This window comes from Melissococcus plutonius ATCC 35311 (assembly GCF_000270185.1).
In the GTDB taxonomy this organism is placed as follows: Bacteria; Bacillota; Bacilli; order Lactobacillales; family Enterococcaceae; genus Melissococcus; species Melissococcus plutonius.
The window spans coordinates 909,842-932,018 of record NC_015516.1; the positions used below are offsets into that span (position 1 = coordinate 909,842).

Annotated in this window: 14 protein-coding genes and 1 riboswitch; of the genes, 13 read left to right on the forward strand and 1 reads right to left on the reverse strand. The window is 31.6% G+C overall.

Going from position 1 to position 22,177, the window contains the following annotated elements:
• The first annotated feature begins 131 nt into the window (after positions 1-131).
• From MPTP_RS03885 to clpB, 5 genes are all read left to right on the forward strand, one after another.
• Positions 132-2,540, forward strand: coding sequence for a DNA translocase FtsK (locus tag MPTP_RS03885; protein ID WP_041363532.1), 2,409 nt, complete (start codon positions 132-134; stop codon positions 2,538-2,540).
• A 491-nt stretch (positions 2,541-3,031) separates the two neighbouring features.
• Entirely contained in the window at positions 3,032-4,090 is a 1,059-nt protein-coding gene (rlmN, locus tag MPTP_RS03890) for a dual-specificity RNA methyltransferase RlmN (RefSeq protein WP_041363475.1), read from the forward strand.
• Positions 4,091-4,398: 308 nt separating this feature from the next.
• A complete protein-coding gene (locus MPTP_RS03895) occupies positions 4,399-5,235 on the forward strand; it encodes a fructosamine kinase family protein (protein WP_013773772.1) in 837 nt (278 codons plus the stop codon).
• A gap of 113 nt (positions 5,236-5,348) precedes the next feature.
• Positions 5,349-5,519, forward strand: a riboswitch (M-box (ykoK) riboswitch).
• A 438-nt stretch (positions 5,520-5,957) separates the two neighbouring features.
• On the forward strand, positions 5,958-8,618 hold the full coding sequence (gene mgtA, locus MPTP_RS03900; protein WP_013773773.1) for a magnesium-translocating P-type ATPase: 2,661 nt from the start codon (positions 5,958-5,960) through the stop codon (positions 8,616-8,618).
• A 313-nt stretch (positions 8,619-8,931) separates the two neighbouring features.
• Positions 8,932-11,538 carry an ATP-dependent chaperone ClpB gene (gene clpB / locus MPTP_RS03905; protein ID WP_013773774.1) on the forward strand — a complete coding sequence of 869 codons (2,607 nt, stop codon included), beginning with the start codon at positions 8,932-8,934 and terminating at the stop codon, positions 11,536-11,538.
• Between the two features lie 418 nt (positions 11,539-11,956).
• Here clpB and MPTP_RS03910 read toward each other — a convergent pair whose 3' ends face one another.
• Entirely contained in the window at positions 11,957-12,631 is a 675-nt protein-coding gene (locus tag MPTP_RS03910; protein WP_013773775.1) for an LTA synthase family protein, read from the reverse strand.
• Positions 12,632-13,032: 401 nt separating this feature from the next.
• Here MPTP_RS03910 and MPTP_RS03915 point away from each other — a divergent pair, with 401 nt between their 5' ends.
• The 8 genes from MPTP_RS03915 (at position 13,033) to MPTP_RS03950 (ending at position 21,400) form a co-directional block, all read left to right on the forward strand.
• The gene (locus tag MPTP_RS03915; protein ID WP_013773776.1) at positions 13,033-13,908 is read left to right on the forward strand and encodes a YitT family protein; all 876 of its coding nucleotides are present in this window, start codon (positions 13,033-13,035) and stop codon (positions 13,906-13,908) included.
• A 237-nt stretch (positions 13,909-14,145) separates the two neighbouring features.
• Positions 14,146-15,183, forward strand: coding sequence for a sugar-binding transcriptional regulator (locus tag MPTP_RS03920; protein WP_013773777.1), 1,038 nt, complete (start codon positions 14,146-14,148; stop codon positions 15,181-15,183).
• A 42-nt stretch (positions 15,184-15,225) separates the two neighbouring features.
• Complete coding sequence (gap, locus tag MPTP_RS03925; protein ID WP_013773778.1) at positions 15,226-16,227, forward strand: type I glyceraldehyde-3-phosphate dehydrogenase; 1,002 nt, start codon at positions 15,226-15,228, stop codon at positions 16,225-16,227.
• A gap of 141 nt (positions 16,228-16,368) precedes the next feature.
• A complete protein-coding gene (locus MPTP_RS03930; RefSeq protein ID WP_013773779.1) occupies positions 16,369-17,559 on the forward strand; it encodes a phosphoglycerate kinase in 1,191 nt (396 codons plus the stop codon).
• Positions 17,560-17,614: 55 nt separating this feature from the next.
• The gene (tpiA, locus tag MPTP_RS03935) at positions 17,615-18,370 is read left to right on the forward strand and encodes a triose-phosphate isomerase (RefSeq protein ID WP_013773780.1); all 756 of its coding nucleotides are present in this window, start codon (positions 17,615-17,617) and stop codon (positions 18,368-18,370) included.
• Between the two features lie 164 nt (positions 18,371-18,534).
• Complete coding sequence (gene eno, locus MPTP_RS03940) at positions 18,535-19,833, forward strand: phosphopyruvate hydratase (protein ID WP_013773781.1); 1,299 nt, start codon at positions 18,535-18,537, stop codon at positions 19,831-19,833.
• Between the two features lie 1,041 nt (positions 19,834-20,874).
• Positions 20,875-21,132, forward strand: coding sequence for a (4Fe-4S)-binding protein (locus MPTP_RS03945; RefSeq protein ID WP_013773782.1), 258 nt, complete (start codon positions 20,875-20,877; stop codon positions 21,130-21,132).
• The gene (locus MPTP_RS03950; RefSeq protein ID WP_041363534.1) at positions 21,122-21,400 is read left to right on the forward strand and encodes a GNAT family N-acetyltransferase; all 279 of its coding nucleotides are present in this window, start codon (positions 21,122-21,124) and stop codon (positions 21,398-21,400) included. Before MPTP_RS03945 ends, MPTP_RS03950 begins: the two co-directional genes overlap by 11 nt.
• The last annotated feature ends 777 nt before the right edge of the window (positions 21,401-22,177 follow it).

A 22,177-nucleotide genomic window follows, 5' to 3' on the forward strand; every position in this document is an offset into this window, starting at 1 on the left:
GGTTACTATGCCATTTATTTGTCATTTATAGAATAGTATAAAATTTAAAAAATAGAATAACCGTTTGGACACTTTTGTTCATTTCAATTTTTATGTATAATAAATAGGAATGAAGAGAGGAAAGAATGTTAATGGTACAAAAAAAGAAAAAATCTACAAATAAAAAACGAAGTCAAAAAGCAAAACAAAAAGAACAATTAAAATTCATATTAATTGGATTAGCTTTTATGTTATTTAGTTTACTTGGTGCCTTCAAATTAGGATTTTTAGGTATTTTAATTGCAAATAGTTTGCGAATAATTGCTGGAAACACATTTGTTATAGCTGCATTCTTATTGTTCCTTTATGGTGCCTTATTAATAATTTATAGACAAAAATTTTTTATTAAAAAACCACGTCTTTTAATTGGGGCAATTTTATTATATTTAGGAATATTGCTTTTTTTACATGTATTAATGTTTAAACAGGTTACAAAAACACCAAATATTTTAGAAACGACTTGGGAATTTTTAAAAATGGATTTTATTCATAGTAAAATTACTAAAAATGTTGGTGGCGGTATGCTTGGTGCTATTTTATATCAGGGAACTTTCTTTCTTGTTTCTAAGATGGGCAGTTATTTTGTTTCTATTATTTTGATTTTAATTGGTTGTTATCTCATTAGTATGAAAGATGTTCAACAATTGCTGAATGGATTAGAAATCATTCAGGAAAAAATGGGATCATTATTCGAGCAGAATCAAAAAAGGCAAGCAGCAAAAGAAATAAAACGGGCTGAGAAAAAAGCCAAGAAAGCAAAAAAACAAGCAGAAATGGAAGAAAAAGCAAAAGAAAAGTTAAAGAATAAAGATAGAGAAAAACAAGAAGAAATAAAGAAAGAAACATTAGATAATGGGATAAACTCTTCAGCTATTTCCACGAATGAAGGGAATCAAGAGGATTCAATAGCAATACCCATTACAGATTTTCAGAATGTAACAACACCTCAGATAACTCCTTTAGAAGAACCTTCAAGAATAACTGAAGATGAAGAGAGTGAATCCATACCACTTAACTTTGAAATTACCGAGGAAATGGAAAATAGAGACTATCAGCTACCTTCTTCTACATTGCTTGATTCGATTTCATCTACTGACCAAAGTGGTGAATATAAAAAAATCGAGAAAAATATTGGTGTTTTAGAACAGACATTTCAAAGTTTTGGTGTAGATGCCAAGGTAGTCAAGGCAAGTTTAGGACCAGCGGTAACAAAATTTGAAATTCAACCAGCAGTTGGTGTGAAGGTAAGTAAAATAGTTGGATTAACCGATGATATTGCTTTAGCATTGGCAGCAAAGGATGTACGGATGGAAGCACCAATTCCTGGAAAATCTTTAATTGGCATTGAAGTGCCTAATAGTACAATCAGCATGGTATCTTTTCGTGAAGTCATTGAATCACAGCCAAATCATCCGGAACAATTACTTGAGGTTCCTCTTGGAAGAGATATCTCTGGAGCAGTACGGACGGCTGATCTGACTAAAATGCCACATTTATTGATTGCCGGATCAACAGGTAGTGGTAAATCTGTCGCTATTAATGGTATTATTGCAAGTATTTTAATGCGAGCTAAGCCACATGAAGTAAAATTAATGATGATTGATCCTAAAATGGTTGAACTAAACGTGTATAATGGAATACCTCATTTATTAACACCGGTTGTAACCAATCCTAAAAAAGCTGCACAAGCATTACAGAAAGTTGTCCAAGAAATGGAACTACGCTATGAAAAATTTGCTGCTGCTGGTACACGTAATATTACTAGTTATAATGAATTGGTGAAACAAAAGAATTTAGAAGATGGAGAAAATCGTTCCGTATTGCCTTTTATTGTTGTCATTGTTGATGAATTAGCTGATTTAATGATGGTGGCTAGTAATGAAGTAGAAGATGCAATTATTCGACTAGCCCAAATGGCACGAGCTGCTGGAATTCACATGATTTTAGCAACGCAGCGTCCAAGTGTTGATGTTATTACAGGTATTATTAAAGCCAATGTTCCTTCACGGATGGCTTTTGCTGTCTCTAGCGGAACAGATTCTAGAACAATTATTGATACTAATGGTGCAGAAAAGTTATTGGGACGCGGCGATATGTTATTTTTACCAATGGGTGAAAATAAACCGATTCGAATTCAGGGAGCGTTTATCTCTGATCATGAAGTTGAAAAACTTGTTTCCTTTGTAACCCAACAACAAGAAGCTGAATATCAGGAAAATATGATGCCAGAAGAGGAAACGACTAATGAAGCATCTAATCATTCACAACCAAAAGATGATTTATATGAAGAAGCTAAAAACCTAGTTGTTGAAATGCAGACAGCGAGCATTTCTTTATTGCAACGCCGATTTCGAATTGGCTATAATCGAGCTGCTCGGTTGGTTGATGAACTTGAGGCGAGTGGCATTATTGGACCTTCTGAGGGAAGTAAACCAAGGAAGGTATTGATAGAGGCAACCGTGGAAGAAATGTCAACAAACAATACAGAAACGCCCATTTGAAGGTGCCATTCTATAGTTAACAAACTAGCAATCTAATTAAATAAAAACCATTTATTTTAAGCTAAATTAATACTGAACAATATAATTAAAGCGATCTATCAAGTTAAATAGATCGCTTTACATTTTTGTTTGTTAATTATTTTAATAAAATTTTTCTTATTAACAGAATTAGGGTTACTTTTTCTTCCTAAGTATTTATAATTGCATGTAGCTAAAATTATAGACTAGGCAGATAAAAATATTATTCTACGTATATTTTTAGGATTTTAAATGTAATAAAAATATTAGTCATTCATTTAAATGATTGTTAGGAATGTCTTTATAAAAAATTTATTTCAAATTTTTTAATTAGCAAGAATAAAGATAACTAGCAAAAAATAAGTCAATAAAATCAATTTTTTGTTCAAAATATTGATGTATGGCATATATTATAGTAAAGCAAGCTAGCTTGTTATGGCAACAGATGGAATAAAGAAATGGAGAAAGATATCATGCAAAAACAAACAATTTATGGATTAACAAAAGAAGCATTGGTAAATTGGTTTCTAGAAAATGGGGAAAAGAAATTTCGTGCAAATCAAGTTTGGGAATGGCTTTATATTAAACGTGTTGAATCGTTTGAAGATATGACAAATTTATCAAAAACACTCATTTCGTTATTGGATCAGCACTTTGTTATTCAAGTATTACGTCAGACGATTATTCAAGAAGCTAAAGATGGAACAGTTAAGTATTTGTTCGAATTGCCTGATAAAAATATGATTGAAACAGTTTTAATGCGTCAAGAATATGGGCTATCTGTCTGTGTTACAACACAAGTTGGCTGCAATATGGGCTGTACTTTTTGTGCTAGTGGTTTATTGAAAAAAAATAGAAACTTGACTGCAGGTGAAATTGTTGCTCAAATCATGATGGTTCAACGTTATTTTGATCAGAGAAAATTAGGAGAAAGAGTAAGCCATGTAGTAGTTATGGGAATTGGAGAACCTTTTGATAATTACGAACAATTAATGCAGTTTATTCAAATCATTAATGATGAGAAAGGACTGGCAATTGGAGCGAGACATCTGACTGTTTCTACTTGTGGGTTGGTTCCACAAATTAAAAAATTTGCACAAACTGGTTTGCAAGTAAATTTGGCTATTTCACTGCATGCATCGAATAATCAAATTCGATCTTCCATTATGCGCATCAATCATACTTTTCCTATCGAAAAATTAATGCAAACTATTGACGAATATATTGAACAAACCAATCGCCGAGTCACTTTCGAATATATTATGCTTCAAAAAGTAAACGATTATCCAGAACATGCACAAGAATTAGCAGACCTATTAAAAGATAAGAAAAAATTAGCTTATGTTAATTTAATTCCTTATAATCCTGTAAATGAACATGATCAGTATTGTCGTAGTGAGAAGGCAAGTGTGTTAAAATTTTATGATATTCTAAAGAAAAACGGTATTAATTGTGTAATAAGAAAAGAACATGGGACAGATATTGACGCTGCGTGTGGTCAATTAAGAAGCAAACAACTAACAAAAAAGTAAAAATTTAATTACTAAAATAGTTAAGTAGTTAAAAATTTATTTCTCATAGTAATTGTTTATTTAATCTAAGCATAGAAAATGTATCTAATAAAAGTCATGTATTGAGGTAATGCAAATTTACTGGTATGAAGTTATGAATACTTAAATAGTTTGTTCTTGTTAAAAAGATGAAAGAATTTTTTCATTGTTTGGCTGGAATGAACTATTTTTGTTTTTAGTTGAAATAAAGGGCTAGTTGTTTTTATTCGTCTGTTTTAAAAAATGATAGGGTTATAAGAAAAGATAAGCTTTTTCATAGGAGGGATAAAATGAATAAAGAAAATTGGCAAGATGTTTTGAAATTGCCTATTTTAGAAATGCGAGCTCTTTCCGGTGGTGATACAAATAAAGTTTATTACGTTGAAACAAAGGAACAAGACTATGTTTTAAAATTACAAAGAAAGGCACCTCAAAATTTTTTTGAATGTGAAAAACAAGGTCTTCAGTTATTAGAAAAAACGGTTAAGGTACCAAAGGTTTATCAAATTGGTAAAAATGCAGAAATTAACTACCTATTAATTGAATATATAAGTGCTTATAGTTTTTCACAAAAAGAAGCAGGGGAAGAACTTGCTCATTTACATGAACAACATGCTGACCGTTTCGGATTTGAAAATGACAATTTTTTGGGAAAACTACCACAATTAAATACTTGGTCTGATAATTGGTTAGATTTTTTTATTAATCAACGTTTACAACCACAAATAAAACGAGCAAAAGAATTAGGACATTGGTCAAAAGAACGGGAACATGCTTGTAATCAGTTTATAGAAAACTTTGTAAATAAATGGCAAGGATTAGAAATAAAACCTAGTTTACTTCATGGCGATTTTTGGAATGGCAATTTATTTGGTGATAAAAATGAACAACCAATTTTTATTGATCCATCTGTTTATTATGGAAACCGTGAAATTGATTTGGCAATAAGTTTATTATTTGGCGGGTTTACAGAACCATTTTATCAGGCATACAATTATTATTATCCACTTGAAAAAGATTGGCAGCTTCGTGTGCCTTTCTATCAACTTTATCATTTACTTATGCACTTAAATTCATTTGGTGAGGCATATGGACGTCCAATTGATCAAATTATTGGTATTGTATAAGCTAACAGAAGAAAATAAAGAAGCCAAAATTTTTATTCTATTTACCTGAAAGTAATTTTTAGACAATTGACAAGAAAAATAAAGTATGCTACAATTTTCTAGGTTGGAAAATTGAATAGATTTGTTAGGCGAGACTCCTATACAAACATAGGCTACTGCCCAAAAACGTCGAGAGACACCAATGGGTAGAACAGAAATTGTCGATTTAAGGCTTTTTTTAAGGTAGCTAAAAGTTTAAACTTTTTACGTTGTATAGTGTCAAAACTCAACGATAGAATCGAAAATTGGTTTTTTCTATTTTTATTTATTATATTGTTTTGACTTGTTTAGTCTTTCGCTATTTTGTGAAAGACTTTTTTGTTTTATCAATAACTGATAATTTTTTTGAAAAGATTAATGATTTTTTCAATCTTATTCTTATTAATGAATCAGAAAATTGAACCATGATAAATGGTAAAAAGCCTTTTACGGAATAGAAAACTAATAAATTTGATTAAAATCAAATAGCTTATAAAGGAGATGGAAATAGATGGATGACAGTAGTCTGAAGAAGGGCTTGTTAATAAGAAATATAGTTATCAATAGGTTTGTGTTATTTGTTTATTTTCCAAGCAAATTCTCTAAGTTATTTGATTGATCACTGTTTCTTTTCTCGCAAGCCCGTTATTCATAACATAGGTAAGGGGATTAAATAAATTCTTAGAAGAGAAGAGGGCAAGCATTTGGATAAAAATTTAGAATACAAACATATACCAAAAAGAGATTATCATTTTTTTGCGAAAAATCCACTAAATAAAATTTTAGAAACTTTCCAAATAACGACAGATGGATTGAGCGACCAACAAATTGCAACTTCACGAGAAAAATATGGTGAGAATATTATTGAACATGGTGAAAAAACACCAATAATTATTCAAGCAATTAAAGCTTATATAACACCCTTTACGGTTATTTTAATGATTTTAGCAGTGATTTCTTTTGTCACTGGGTATGTTTTAGCTGCACCTGAGGATAAAGATCTAGTGGGTGTTATTATTATTTTAGTAATGATTGCTGTTAGTGGTACGATGACTTTTATTCAGTCCGTCCGCTCTACACAAGCAGCTGAAAAATTGAATAATATGGTAAAAGTAACTGCTGCTGTTCGTAGAGAAGGAAAATTTCAAGAGATTCCAATTGAAAAAATCGTATGTGGTGATATGGTTCATTTATCAGCGGGAGATATGATTCCAGCAGATATTCGCTTAGTCCAAACCAAAGATTTATTTGTTTCACAAGCCGCTATGACAGGTGAAAGCTATCCAGTCGAAAAACGAACAGACTATGAATTAAAAGAAGATGGTGTAGAAACCGATTATGAGAATATTGTTTTTATGGGTAGTAATGTTATCAGTGGAAGTGCCCAAGGTATCGTTATTTCGGTAGGAAATGATACTTTATTCGGCAAAATTTCTCAAGACGTCGGTGACAAATCTCCTCAAACTAGTTTTGAGATTGGTATTAGTAAAACAGTTTGGCTACTTATTCGTTTTATGGCTGTTATGGTTACTATTGTTTTTATCATTAATGGCTTAACAAAGGGAGATTGGTTGCAAGCATTCTTGTTTAGTGTTTCGGTTGCAGTTGGATTAACACCAGAAATGTTGCCAATGATTGTTACAACAAGCTTAGTTAAAGGCGCTTCTGCTATGGCTAAAAAGGGCACCATTATCAAGAATTTGAATGCCATTCAAAATTTTGGTGCAATTGATATTTTGTGTACAGATAAAACAGGAACTTTAACCCAGGATAAAGTTATTTTAGAATATCATCTGGATTGTAATGGAACGGAAGATGATCGTGTTTTACGACACGCCTTTTTCAATAGTTATTATCAAACAGGATTAAAAAATCTTTTAGACATTGCTATTATTGATGCAGCCAAAGACCATTTAACCATACAATCAGAAGATTATAAAAAGGTAGATGAAATTCCTTTTGATTTTCAACGTCGTCGTATGAGTGTTGTTATTGAAGACAAAAATGGTAAAACACAAATGATCACTAAGGGTGCAGTTGAAGAAATGTTAGAAGTCTCTTCATTTGTTGATTATAAAGGTAGTGTGGCACCATTAACAGAGGAATTAAAGAAAGAAATTTTAAGAACGGTAGAAACACTGAATGGTGATGGATTACGGGTACTTGCTGTCTCACAAAAAACTAATCCAGGTGTTGTAGGTGAATTCTCAATTTCAGATGAAAATGAAATGGTCTTAATTGGCTATCTTGCTTTTCTTGATCCGCCAAAAGAAACGACACAGGCAGCATTAAAAGCTTTGAAAAAGCATGGTGTTGGTGTTAAGGTATTAACTGGTGACAATGGACTCGTTACAAAAGCCGTTTGTAAACAGGTCGGCTTAGGAAATGAAACAGTGATTAGTGGTAATGTATTAGCTAAGATGAACGAAACAGAATTAAGGGAAACAGTCGAAAAAAATAATATTTTTGTAAAATTGACTCCACAGCAAAAAACACAATTGGTTGAGATTTTAAGAGAAGCTGGTCATACCGTTGGCTTTATGGGAGATGGCATTAATGATGCACCCGCAATGAAGGCGGCTGACGTTGGAATCTCTGTGGATACAGCTGTTGATATTGCTAAGGAATCAGCAGATGTTATTCTTTTAGACAAAGACCTAATGATTTTAGAACGTGGAATTTTATCTGGAAGAAAAACATTTGGAAATATTATGAAATATATTAAAATGACTGCTAGTTCCAATTTTGGAAATATGTTTTCTGTTGTCGTATCTAGCACTTTTTTGCCATTTATACCGATGTTGCCACTTCAAGTGCTATTTTTAAATTTAATTTATGATATTTCTTGTACATCTATCCCTTGGGATAATGTTGATTCAGAATATCTTGAACAACCTAAAAAATGGGAAGCTAATACGATTGGTTCCTTTATTCGTTGGCTTGGTCCAACAAGCTCAATTTTTGATATTACTACCTATATCGCTATGTACTTTGTGATTTGTCCTCAAATAGCTGGAGGTAATTATCATGATTTAACTCCTAAGCAACAATTATTATTTATTGCTGTTTTTCATGCCGGCTGGTTTATTGAATCTCTATGGTCACAAACGCTAGTCATTCACGCACTAAGAACGCCTAAGATTCCATTTTTACAAAGCCATGCTTCATTAATGGTTACTAGTATTACTACAATAGGAATTGCGATTGGAACGATTTTACCGTTTACAATGTTTGGACAACGATTAGGATTAGCTGCCTTACCAATGAGTTATTTTGCTTTACTTATTGCAACGGTCATAGCTTACTTATTGTTAGTCATGTTTATCAAAAAAATTTATATCCATCACTTTGGTGATCTGCTATAATCTAGGTAAAAAGAAAATGATAAAAAATAGAAGTATAAATCAATCTGATTTATACTTCTATTTTTTATTCTGAACAGATGAAAAGATAAAAGTAATTTTTAAAGTTAGGTTAAAAGGATATAAAAATTTAAGTAGTTGATTTTATAAATATTCATCTTTTTATTTTTATTTATTCTTATAATAAATAATTCCAAAATAATTTGACCTTTTTTGACTAATTAGCTATTATAGAAATAGTTTTAGAAGAATTAAAAATAAAACCATCTAGGTAGGAGTTTTTAACCTTTTTATTGAAAAAGTGGGAGGGAACTAAATGAATATTGAAAAAATGACAACAGCATTACAAGAATCATTTTCTGAAGCGCAACAAATTGCAAATGTCCGTCATCACCAAGAAATCGACATTGCACATTTGTGGAAAGTTTTTTTACAACCCAATCATTTTGGGCGAAATTTCTATGTGGATAGTGGCATAGATATGGATGCCTTTGAACAAGAAGTTGACAAAGTTCTAAATACCTATTCGAGTGTTGAAGGTAAAAATATTCAATATGGTCAAGTAATAAGTCAAAATTTATTTCGTTTACTAAATGAAGCAAATCAGTTAGCGATTGCTTTTCAAGACGATTATCTATCAACTGAAATCATGCTGCTTGCATTAATGCATTTAAAAGAGTATTCATTAACGAAATATTTATTACATAGTGGTATTAATGAAAAAACAATCAAACAAACAATTGAATCAATGAGAGGAGGAGAACGTGTGACTTCCCAAAATCAAGAAGAACAATATAAAGCTTTGGAAAAGTATGGAGTTGATTTAATCCAACAAATCAAAACTGGAAAACAAGATCCAATTATTGGTAGAGACGAAGAAATACGGGATACTATTCGGATTTTATCTCGTAAAACAAAAAACAATCCCGTTTTAATTGGCGAACCGGGTGTTGGAAAAACAGCTATTGTTGAGGGATTGGCTCAACGAATTGTCCGAAAAGATGTTCCTGATAATTTAAAAGATAAAACGATTTTTTCTTTAGATATGGGAGCATTGCTTGCTGGTGCTAAGTATCGAGGTGAATTTGAAGAACGTTTGAAGTCTGTTCTTAAAGAAGTTAAAAAAAGTGAAGGTCAAATTATTTTATTTATCGATGAAATTCATACGATTGTTGGTGCTGGAAAAACAGAGGGTAGTATGGATGCTGGAAATTTATTAAAACCGATGTTAGCACGGGGAGAGCTTCATTTAATTGGTGCAACAACCCTAGATGAGTATCGTCAATATATGGAAAAAGACAAAGCGTTAGAACGACGTTTCCAACGTGTATTGATCAAAGAACCTACAGTTGAGGATACAATTAGCATTTTACGTGGATTAAAAGAGCGGTTTGAAATTCATCATGGTGTAAATATTCATGATAATGCTTTGGTGGCTGCAGTTAGTTTATCAAATCGTTATATTACGGATCGTTTCTTGCCTGATAAAGCCATTGATTTAGTCGATGAAGCTTGTGCAACGATTCGAGTAGAGATGAATTCAATGCCTACAGAATTGGATCAGATAACCAGACGTTTAATTCAATTAGAAATTGAAGAAGCAGCATTAAAGAAAGAGTCCGATTCTGCTAGTCAAAAACGTTTGGCTGTTTTACGGGCTGAATTAGCAGAACTACGTGAAGAGGCAAATACATTAAAAATGCAGTGGGAAACAGAGAAAGAAGAAATAAACAGTGTTAGTAGTAAACGAGCTGAAATTGAAAAAGCAAAGCACGCATTGGAAGAAGCAGAAAATAACTATGATTTAGAACAGGCAGCTGTTTTGCGCCATGGAACAATCCCTCAACTAGATAAAGAATTAAAAATACTTGAAGAAAAAAATCAAACGAATACTGCAAAATTGGTTCAGGAATCTGTCACAGAAAACGAAATTGCTCAGGTAATTGGCCGATTAACTGGCATTCCAATCACCAAACTTGTTGAAGGAGAACGAGAAAAATTAATCAAATTAAATGAAACACTTCATCAAAGCGTTATGGGACAAAATGAAGCAGTCGATGCTTTAAGTGATGCCGTCATTCGTGCACGTGCTGGGTTACAAGATCCAAATCGTCCGCTAGGATCTTTCTTGTTCTTAGGACCGACTGGTGTTGGAAAAACAGAATTAGCAAAAGCTTTAGCAGAAAACTTATTTGATTCTGAAGAACATATGGTACGAATTGACATGAGTGAATATATGGAAAAACATCATGTGTCTCGTTTGGTAGGTGCTCCTCCTGGTTATGTAGGTTATGAAGAAGGAGGTCAATTGACAGAGGCAGTCAGACGTAATCCCTATACAATTATCCTATTTGATGAAATAGAAAAAGCTCATTCAGATGTCTTTAATTTACTCCTACAGGTTCTTGATGATGGTCGCTTAACAGATTCAATGGGACGAATCGTTGATTTCAAGAATACTGTTTTGATCATGACAAGCAATATTGGCTCTCAATTCTTGCTTGAGGGAGTTACCTCTGATGGAAAGATTTCTGATCATGCAAAAGAACAAGTGTTAGCTCTATTGAAAGGTCAATTTAAGCCTGAATTTTTAAATAGAATTGATGATACCATTTTATTTACGCCTTTAAGTTTAGCAGATGTTAAACAAATTATTGATAAAATGATTGAACAACTAGCAAAAAGACTTGAACAACAAGAAATTTTCCTAGATATTTCTCTTGATGCTAAAACTTGGATTGCGGAGAAAGGCTATGATCCTATTTATGGTGCCCGACCATTACGACGATTCATTACAAAAGAGATAGAAACACCTTTAGCAAAAGAAATCATTTCAGGGAGTGTATTACCAAAAACGAAAGTAACAATTGCTTTGTTAAACAATCAGTTGGTATTTCAAAATGTACCAATAAAAGAAGAATAATAATTGATGGAGAAAAATTGACTAATTGTAAATTTAGAAAAAAGAATATAAAATGCATGTAAAACGATTATGATCATTGTATTTTGACTATTTATTATTTTTTATAGATAGTTTAGAAAAAAGACACAAAAGAAAGTAAAATTAAATTTACCTTTCTTTTGTGTCTTTTTTCATGCTTGATTGTAATTCATTTTTTAATAGTTAGTTTATGCCAAGCAATTAAAGATATTTTAGAAAAATTAAAAAATTATTTTATGTTTAAGTGCATCTTGTTTATTGATGGATAATCAGTTGAATCAAGAATACTATGAGCAAAATGTACTTTTCAATTGATTTGGTTAAGAATAGAAATAATTTATGATTTTTGACTAAACTGTTTGTTATCTTAAACAAAAATTTTGAGGATAAATTATGGGAGTTATTTTCTTTTATAAAATGCATAAGATTTAAAATAATTTGGTTTATGCCTTTGTGTAAAACTGTAGGTAGTTAATATGAGCGAACCAGCAGTGTTTGTTAGCAAGTCTTCCATGGTATCCATTAAGGCTGCACGACCCACATAGGGAATGCCTGATTCTGTCATATATCTTTGCAAATTTAAATCTATCAATCCATCCCAAATAAATTCCCAAAATTCCCAAAAAACACCACAAATACCTGCAAAGGAAAAACCAATAAATAGAAATAACCAAGGATTAATTTTTTTCAAAGAAACATCCTTTAAAAAAAAGTTTGTCAATGAATAGCCAAGTGCAACTAGCAAAATCGGACTAAATAGATGTAAAATTTTATCCCAAAATGAAATATAAACAATTAAACGTAATCCAATACCTAAAAAGACAGAAATCAGAATAAAAAACCAATAATAAAGCCGAATAGTCTTTGGAAAAACCAATTGTGTTAGCATAGTAAACAAGAAAGGAACAAAAAGAGTGCCAATTCCTAGAAACATTTCTAAAGTTAAGAGCATATATTGATTAAAATCGTGTGAAGTAAAAGACCGAATAAAATTAACACCAAAAACAAATACACCGAAAATGATCAATGTGTAGAAAATTATTTTCTCATACTTATCATCAAATGTTAATTTCATTCAGATTCCTCATTTCATGAAAATTAGTTTATTCGTTTAATTGATCTATCAAGTTCTATGATTTGAATATGGGTTAAAAGGAAAATACTCAATCAATTAAAATAGATAAATTGAAATTGTAATTTAATTTTAATTAATTAACTGGTAATCAATAATAATTAATTAAACATTTAATAAAAAATGAATTTGTTCAATCACTTATTGTTATATCATTTTTTAAAAAAATAGGCAACTTTGACCATTTAAAAACGAACACCATTCAAATTGATTTGCGTATTGATAAAAATAACGATGCAGTTTAAAAATAAGAGGAAAATAATTGAAATATTTTTTTCGGACTTTTTTCTTTTAGAAAAATCAGTATAATAGAAGAAAAAGATATAAAATAAGTGAGGGATTCCATGAAAAAGTTGCTTGATGATGTTCCAATTCATGAATATACAACTAAGTTTTCTGTTTCAATTGTCTATGCAATTTTGGCATCAGTTGCCTTAAATTTCTTTTATCAACCTGGAAATATTTATTCTAGTGGAATTACAGGGTTAGCTCAAATTTTAACAACGTTATCTAAACGAATGATTGGCTTTGATATTCCAGTATCGGTAACATTATACGCTTTAAATTTTCCACTTTTTTTTCTAGCTTGGAAAAAAATAGGGAAAAAATTTACAATTTTTACTTCTATTACTGTGACATTTACTTCCCTTTTTATCCATATTATTCCAGAAACCATCTTATCCAGTGATCCTATTATATGTGCAATTTTTGGTGGAGCTATTATGGGAGCAGGTATTGGCTTTGCTTTAAAAAATGGATTATCATCCGTTGGACTAGATATTTTCAGTATTGTAATTCAAAAGAAAACCGGTCGTTCTGTTGGTTCTATTTCTATTTACTTTAATGTTTTGATTATTTTTGTTGCTGGTTATTTATTTGGTTGGCAGTATATGTTTTATAGTGCCTTATCAATTTTTGTAAGTGGAAAAACAACAGATGTAGTGTTTACAAAACAAAAAAAGTTACAAGTAATGATTGTTACAACATGTCCAAGTAAAGTAATTGAAGAAATTCAACAGACGATGCGTCGTGGCATTACAATTATCCATGAAGCAGGAGGTGCTTATGAGCATGACAAACAAACTGTTTTACTAACAGTGATTACTCGATTTAAATTATCGGCTTTAGAATCAGCTATGAAGGAAGCTGATCCTTCTGCATTTGTAAGCATTGTGGATACAGTAAAAGTTTTAGGACGTTTTTATGAAGAAAATTTATAATTCTTTTTGATTGAAATCAGACGGTTAAGTCAAAAAATAAACCTCAATTGTTTCGCAAAAAGTTCTAAGTTCTGCTTGAAAAAACAAACCAAAACTGCTACACTATTTATGTAAGATTGATTGAGATTTTTTAAGAATAAAAAGAAAAAATGATATCAATTTTATTTTTTTTAAAGTTCGTAGGTCGTTTTTAGTCTTACTTGGACTTATTTTGTCCATAAAAGGAGCGTACATAAAATGTTAGAAGAATTTAAATTGATCGCCTCAATTGCTCCAGATATGCTTGACGTAGTACAAGAAAGATTTGATATTTTACGGAATATTTATTGGATGCAGCCGATTGGACGTAAAAGTCTATCAGACAGTATCGGAATGACCGAGCGCGTACTTAGAACAGAAACAGATTTTTTAAAAAGACTTCAGTTAATTGAAGCATCAAAAAGTGGCATGACGCTTACAGACAAAGGATTAGACGTTTATCATAATCTTGAGCTGGCTATGGATCAATTATTAGGGATGCGTCAAACGGAAAAAAAGATTGCCCAATATTTCGGAATTAAACGTTGTATTGTCATTGCTGGAAATAGTGACTTACAAGATAAAGTTTTCTATCGATTTGGAGATATTTTAACCGATTCATTGAATGTTCTTTTGCCTAATGGTAATAATACAATTGCAGTTATGGGTGGAACAACTATGTCTATTGTAGCTAGGCACATGGGTGTGTTGAAAAAAAATGATCAACATAACTTATTCGTACCTGCAAGAGGTGGAATCGGTGAAGCAGTTACCGTTCAAGCAAATTCAATTAGTTCAGAAATGGCCGAAAAAACAGGTGGAGAGCATCGTGCTTTGTATGTCCCGGAGCAATTAAGTAAAGAGACATATGATTCTCTATTGCAAGAACCATCTATTCAAGAAGTATTAACTCTAATTAAACAAGCGAATTGCGTTGTTCATAGTATCGGACGAGCTTTGCATATGGCTGCTAGAAGAAAGATGTCTGATGAAGAATTAGTCATGTTAAAGCAAAAAAATGCTGTAGCAGAATCCTTTGGTTATTTTTTTGATGAACAGGGCGAAGTTGTTTATAAGATTCCACGAATTGGATTACAACTAAAGAATCTTCAAGATATTCCTTATATTCTTGCTCTTGCTGGAGGATCTTCAAAAGCGAAAGCTATTGCAGCCTATATGAAAAATGCACCAAAACAAACATGGCTGATTACAGATGAAGCTGCAGCAAATGCGATTTTAAAAGGGGCGACCCTTTAAAATAAATTTATTTAGTTTTTTATCTATAAGGAGGAATTTTCAATGACAGTAAAGGTAGGTATTAACGGATTTGGACGTATTGGACGTTTAGCTTTTCGTCGTATCCAAGATGTAAAAGGATTAGAAGTAGTCGCAATTAATGATTTAACAGATGCTAATATGTTAGCACATTTATTAAAATATGATACAACACAAGGTCGTTTTAACGGAACTGTTGAAGTACATGACGGTTCATTTAATGTAAATGGAAAAGATGTAAAAATTCTTGCTAACCGTAATCCAGAAGAATTGCCTTGGGGTGAATTAGGTGTTGACATCGTTTTAGAATGTACAGGTTTCTTCACTTCTAAAACAGCTGCAGAAAAACATTTAACTGCTGGTGCAAAACGTGTCGTTATCTCTGCACCTGGTGGTAATGATGTACCAACAATCGTTTACAATGTAAACCATAAAACATTAACTGGAAAAGAAACAGTTATCTCTGGTGCTTCTTGCACAACAAACTGCCTAGCTCCAATGGCAAAAGCATTAAATGATAATTTCGGTATTGTTGAAGGATTAATGACAACAATTCATGCTTATACAGGAGATCAAATGACATTAGATGGACCTCATCCAAAAGGAGACTTCCGTCGTGCTCGTGCAGCAGCTGAAAATATTGTACCTAATACAACAGGTGCAGCAAAAGCTATTGGTTTAGTTATTCCTGAATTAAATGGTAAATTAGACGGTGCTGCACAACGTGTTCCAGTTGCAACTGGTTCAATAACAGAACTTGTTACTGTACTTGAAAAAGATGTTACAGTAGATGAAATCAATGAAGCAATGAAAAAAGCTGCAAATGAATCTTATGGTTATAATATTGATCCAATTGTATCTTCTGATATTGTTGGTATGACATTTGGATCATTGTTTGATGCTACTCAAACAAAAGTAATGACTGTTGCTGGTAAACAATTAGTTAAGACAGTTTCTTGGTATGACAATGAAATGTCTTATACTTCACAACTTATTCGTACATTAGAATACTTTGCTAATTTGTAAGATAAATTTTTATGTTAGGCAAATAACTATGTAAAATAAAAAAATTGTGAAATAATAAGCGGGGAAGCAACGCGCTTCTCTGCTTTATTTTTTGCAATCACTCTAATAAATAAGCATTTTTAAATACCTAGGAGGATCGTTATGGCTAAAAAAACAGTAAAAGACGTAGATCTAAAAGACAAAAAAGTACTTGTACGTGTTGATTTTAATGTGCCAATAAAAAACGGTGTTATTACCAATGATAATCGTATTGTTGCTGCATTGCCAACTATCAAATACGTTAGCGAGAACGGCGGAAAAGCGATTTTATTTTCACATTTGGGACGCGTAAAAACTGAAGAAGACAAAGCAGGCAAATCATTAAAACCTGTTGCTGAACGTTTAGGTGAATTATTAAATAAACCAGTGACCTTTATTCCTGAAACTCGTGGCAAAAAATTAGAAGATGCTATAAACAACATGGAAGATGGTGATGTATTAGTATTTGAAAATACACGTTTTGAAGACATAGATGGAAAAAAAGAAAGTGGCAATGATCCAGAATTAGGCAAGTATTGGGCTTCTTTAGGTGATGTATTTGTTAATGATGCATTTGGAACAGCGCATCGTGCCCATGCATCTAATGTCGGAATTGCATCAACCGGGATTCCAACAGTTGCTGGTTTCTTGATGGATAAAGAGATCAAGTTTATTGGTGAAGCAATCGAAACACCTAAACGTCCTTTTGTAGCTATTTTGGGTGGTGCTAAGGTCTCAGATAAAATTGGTGTCATTGAAAATTTAATTGCTAAAGCAGATAAAATTTTGATTGGCGGCGGCATGACTTATACCTTCTATAAAGCAAAAGGAATGCAAATCGGTAAATCATTAGTTGAAGAAGATAAAGTAGAATTAGCAAAGAAATTAATTGAACAAGCAGGCGACAAACTTGTATTGCCAATCGATTCAGTGACGGCAACTGAGTTTTCTAATGAAGTTCCAACAGAAGAACACACAGGCGATGTTCCTGAAAATCAGTTGGGATTGGATATTGGGCCAGAAACTATTGCTTTGTTTTCTCAAGAATTAGAAGGAGCAAAAACTGTTGTTTGGAATGGACCAATGGGTGTCTTTGAAATGAGTAATTTTGCTCGTGGCACAATTGGTATTTGTGAGGCAATTGCAAACTTAAAAGATGCGACAACCATTATTGGTGGTGGTGATTCTGCTGCTGCAGCTATTCAATTAGGTTTTGCAGATAAGTTCACACATATTTCAACTGGTGGTGGTGCAAGCTTAGAATTATTAGAAGGCAAAACATTACCAGGCTTAGCGGCTATCAATGATAAATAATAAATTTGGATTTATTTTGAATAATAAAAATTAGAGAAAAAGGAGAGGATTTATTGTGCGTAAACCAATTATCGCTGGAAATTGGAAAATGAATAAAACGGCTGCTTCTGCAAAAGAATTTGTAGAAGACGTAAAAACAAAAATTCCTGCCAATAGCAAGGTAGATTCTGTTGTTGGTGCTCCTACCTTATTTTTACAAGAACTTGTAGAAGTAGCAAAAGGAACAGATTTGAAAATCTCTGCTCAAAATTGTTTCTGGGAAAATTCTGGAGCATATACTGGTGAAACATCACCAGCTGCACTTAGTGATTTAGGTATCAATTATGTTATCATTGGTCACTCAGAACGTCGTGATTATTTCCATGAAACTGATGAAGAAATCAACAAAAAAGCAAAGATGATTTTCTCTAATGGTATGATCCCAATTCTATGTTGTGGGGAATCCTTAGAAACCTATGAAGACGGTAGAACTGTAGAGTGGATTGAAAAACAAATCAAAGCTGATTTAAAGAGTTTAACAGCTGGTCAGGTCTCTTCATTAGTCATTGCTTACGAACCAATTTGGGCAATTGGAACTGGCAAATCGGCTAATCCGGAAATTGCAGATAAGATTTGTGGTGTCATCCGTTCAACCGTTGAAAAATTATATGACAAAGAAACAGCAGAAAGTGTCCGTATCCAATATGGTGGTTCCGTGAAACCAGAAAATATTGCAGATTACATGGAAAAAGAAAATATTGATGGTGCATTGGTTGGTGGAGCTAGTCTAGAAACTGACTCATTTTTGGCTCTACTCAATGCAATCAAATAATCGAAATCAATTATAGGCCTATGTAAAAATTAATTATTCAGCCATGCGAAATAATTAACAATAAATTATAAAAAATGTTTGCAAGTTGTTCAATAATTCTCTAAAATCTTATTATGGGAGTTATCCTAAGTAAAGTATATTAACTATCAAAGGGGAGATAAGCAATGTCAATTATTACAGATATTTATGCTCGTGAGGTATTAGACTCACGTGGCAATCCAACAGTAGAAGTAGAAGTATATACTGAAAGTGGGGCTTTTGGAAGAGGGATTGTTCCTTCTGGTGCTTCAACTGGTGAATATGAAGCCGTAGAACTACGTGATGGTGACAAATCTCGTTATGGTGGTAAGGGAGTAACAAAAGCCGTTGATAATGTAAATAACATCCTTGCAGATGCAATTATTGGCTACGATGTACGCGACCAAATGGCAATTGATAAAGCAATGATTAAATTAGATGGTACTCCTAATAAAGCTAAATTGGGAGCAAATGCAATTTTAGGTGTCTCAATTGCTGTTGCACGTGCTGCTGCAGATTATCTTGAAGTGCCTTTATATCATTACTTAGGTGGTTTTAATACTAAAGTATTGCCAACACCAATGATGAATATTATTAATGGTGGTTCACATGCAGATAATAGTATTGATTTCCAAGAATTTATGATCATGCCTGTTGGTGCACCAACATTTAAAGAAGCCTTACGTTGTGGTGCAGAAATATTCCATGCATTAGCTTCTATCCTAAAAGGCCGTGGACTAGCAACATCAGTTGGTGATGAAGGTGGTTTTGCACCAAACCTAGCTTCAAATGAAGAAGGATTTGAAGTAATCATTGAAGCGATTGAAAAAGCAGGCTATGTTCCTGGTAAAGATGTTCTTCTTGCAATGGATGCTGCTTCTTCAGAATTTTATGATAAAGAAAAAGGCGTTTATGTTTTAGCTGATTCTGGTGAAGGTGAAAAAACAACAGATGAAATGATTAAATTTTATGAAGAATTGGTTTCTAAATATCCAATTATCTCTATCGAAGATGGCTTAGATGAAAATGATTGGGATGGATTCAAAAAACTTACGGATGCTTTAGGAGATAAAGTTCAGTTAATTGGAGACGATTTATTTGTAACAAATACTGAAAAATTATCAAAAGGAATCGAAAGAGGAATTGCAAATTCTATCTTAATTAAAGTTAACCAAATCGGTACTTTAACAGAAACTTTTGAAGCGATTGAAATGGCAAAAGAAGCTGGTTATACAGCAATTGTTTCTCATCGTTCTGGTGAAACAGAAGATTCAACAATTGCTGATATCGCTGTAGCAACAAATGCTGGCCAAATCAAAACGGGTTCCCTTTCACGTACCGACCGTATTGCAAAATACAATCAATTATTACGTATCGAAGACCAATTAGGCGAAGTTGCTGGATATAAAGGTTTGAAATCTTTCTATAACTTAAAAAATAAATAGTCACTGTTTAAATAAAGCTTAAAGGAACAGTTAATTGTTGATCAACTCTTCTGATACTCGGACGCAAAGTAGCAAGGAATAGCCTTGCTACTTTTTTTATTTAAAAAATTAAGAAGAAATTATAAATCTTAGCTATATTAAAAAGAAAAGTAGAGAAATAAAATTAAATTCCAATGATTTATTTTACTAATTTATTAAAGCCAGGAATGACTAAGGGAAATCAATATTTAACTAGTACTATCATTCAATTATTTATTATTACTCAAATAAACAATAAGTAAAAAATAGGTTTTTGATTTTTACTTTTCTATTTAAATGAAAGGAAATCTCTCTATTGTTATACATAAATGCTCTCTTTATTACTAGAATATGTAAATGAGACTAGAATAAAAAATGATACTACTTACAACCAATATAGAAAACGTTAAAATTTTTATATCCTGCATTGAATGTAGAGTATTTTTAGTAAAAATAAATTAATTATTGAAAGTAAACCAAGCATGGTTAGTTTGATTAAGCATAGAATAATTTTATAATTAGAATAATAATGAAAATATAATAATAAAAAATTCAATAAAACAATGAAATAAAAACAATAATAATTATCATTGCTAAAAATGAACAAATAAAAATTTATTCCTAGCTTATTCTTTGTAATTGTAATATAAAAATAAACAGTTTCCTTTTTTATTTTTGTTTATCTTAAGAATCCATTATAATTATTCTATAAAATCAATAGCTGATCTTTGTTAAAGAATAAAAGACCAGTTATTTGAGCCATTCATTACTATTTGAACCAAAATAGTTATGTTCATTATATTTATTGATTATTTATATATTAAAAATAAAAAATTTAATGTTGATCAATGATAACTAAATCTTCAGGAGAATTATTCAAGTCTTTAATAGTAATAACAATAATTTTGTTATTAGAAAATCTGCTATATTTTATAGCACAACTATATTGTTATTATTATCTGGTTCACTGAATCTTGTAAAAAAACCATTATAGATTGAAATAAGAAAATGGAGGATTATAGAATGAATGAAAAAACATTAATAAAAAATGATTACAAAAAATATTATGGAAAAATGATTGATGTTTATTATAGTAAAGATATTTGTAAACATGTAGGTAATTGTATTAAAGGAGATCCTAATATATTCACAGTGAACCGTCGACCCTGGATCATTCCTGATAATGCAATGCCTGATAAGGTAGAAAGAGTGGTGAATACATGTCCAACTGGAGCTTTAAAATTTATTAGGAGAGAAGATGAAAATAAAAATGAAAATTGAAGAAGAAAATTTACGTTTTGTACTATTAGATGGTGAAAAAGAAGCTGGAGAAATGTCGTGGTCAGAAGCAGGAGATGAATTGATGATCATCGACCATACTTTTGTTGATGATGCTTACAGGGGGAAAGGCTATGCTGAAGATTTAATTTATTGTGGCGTAAAAAAAGCTCGTGAGGAAAATAAGAAAATATTGCCACTTTGTCCTTTTGCTAGCAAGGAATTTCAAAATAAATCTCAGTATTCAGACGTATTGGCAAAAATGGATTAAATTCATACTGGCTCTTTGGCTGTGATTATGATTTTGATAAGAGAGCAAGTTGAGATTAAGTTATGGAGTACTCAATTTTAATTGGGTACTTTTTTTATAGTCCTGTATAGGGAATACTAAATGATACTCTGTTTCTGTTCAGTTTGATTAGAAGCATAATATAAGCCTAGAAAAAAACCGATAAATTGTAGGTTCCCGTATAAGAAATTGATTTCTTATTGAATTATTTTATTTTTATCATTATCCATCTAGATAAAATATCGATAAATTTTTTGCTATTAACTATTATGAATAGTTGATATTCATAAAATTTTAATCAAATAGAAGTCTCATTTGTATAATGTGAACAATTGATTTAAAATTCATTATTTACATACAAATAAATGCTAAAAAATTAGACTACTTGCTATTCATGGTTATTTTTCATATACTATTGATCTGGGTTGAATATGGGAAATATTTAATAAAAAGGGAAAAAATTATTCATGATCTGCTTTTCACTTTAATTTTTAAAACGAAAAATTAATGATAAAAATCAACGTAGGTTAGAATATTTAGATGGTTATATGGAAAAATAGAATCTTGAAAATCTCTCTATAGGAAAGAATATGAAGGACGTACATTCGATGAATTTTTTGTAAAATGATAAAAAATGGTTGGCTTACAAATATTTAATATGTACCTTTTGAGAAAGGTTTATTGATCGTTCATCTGTGAAATCAACACAAATAAGCTGATTTTTAACTATAGTTCTATGAGAATTCTTATCGTATACTT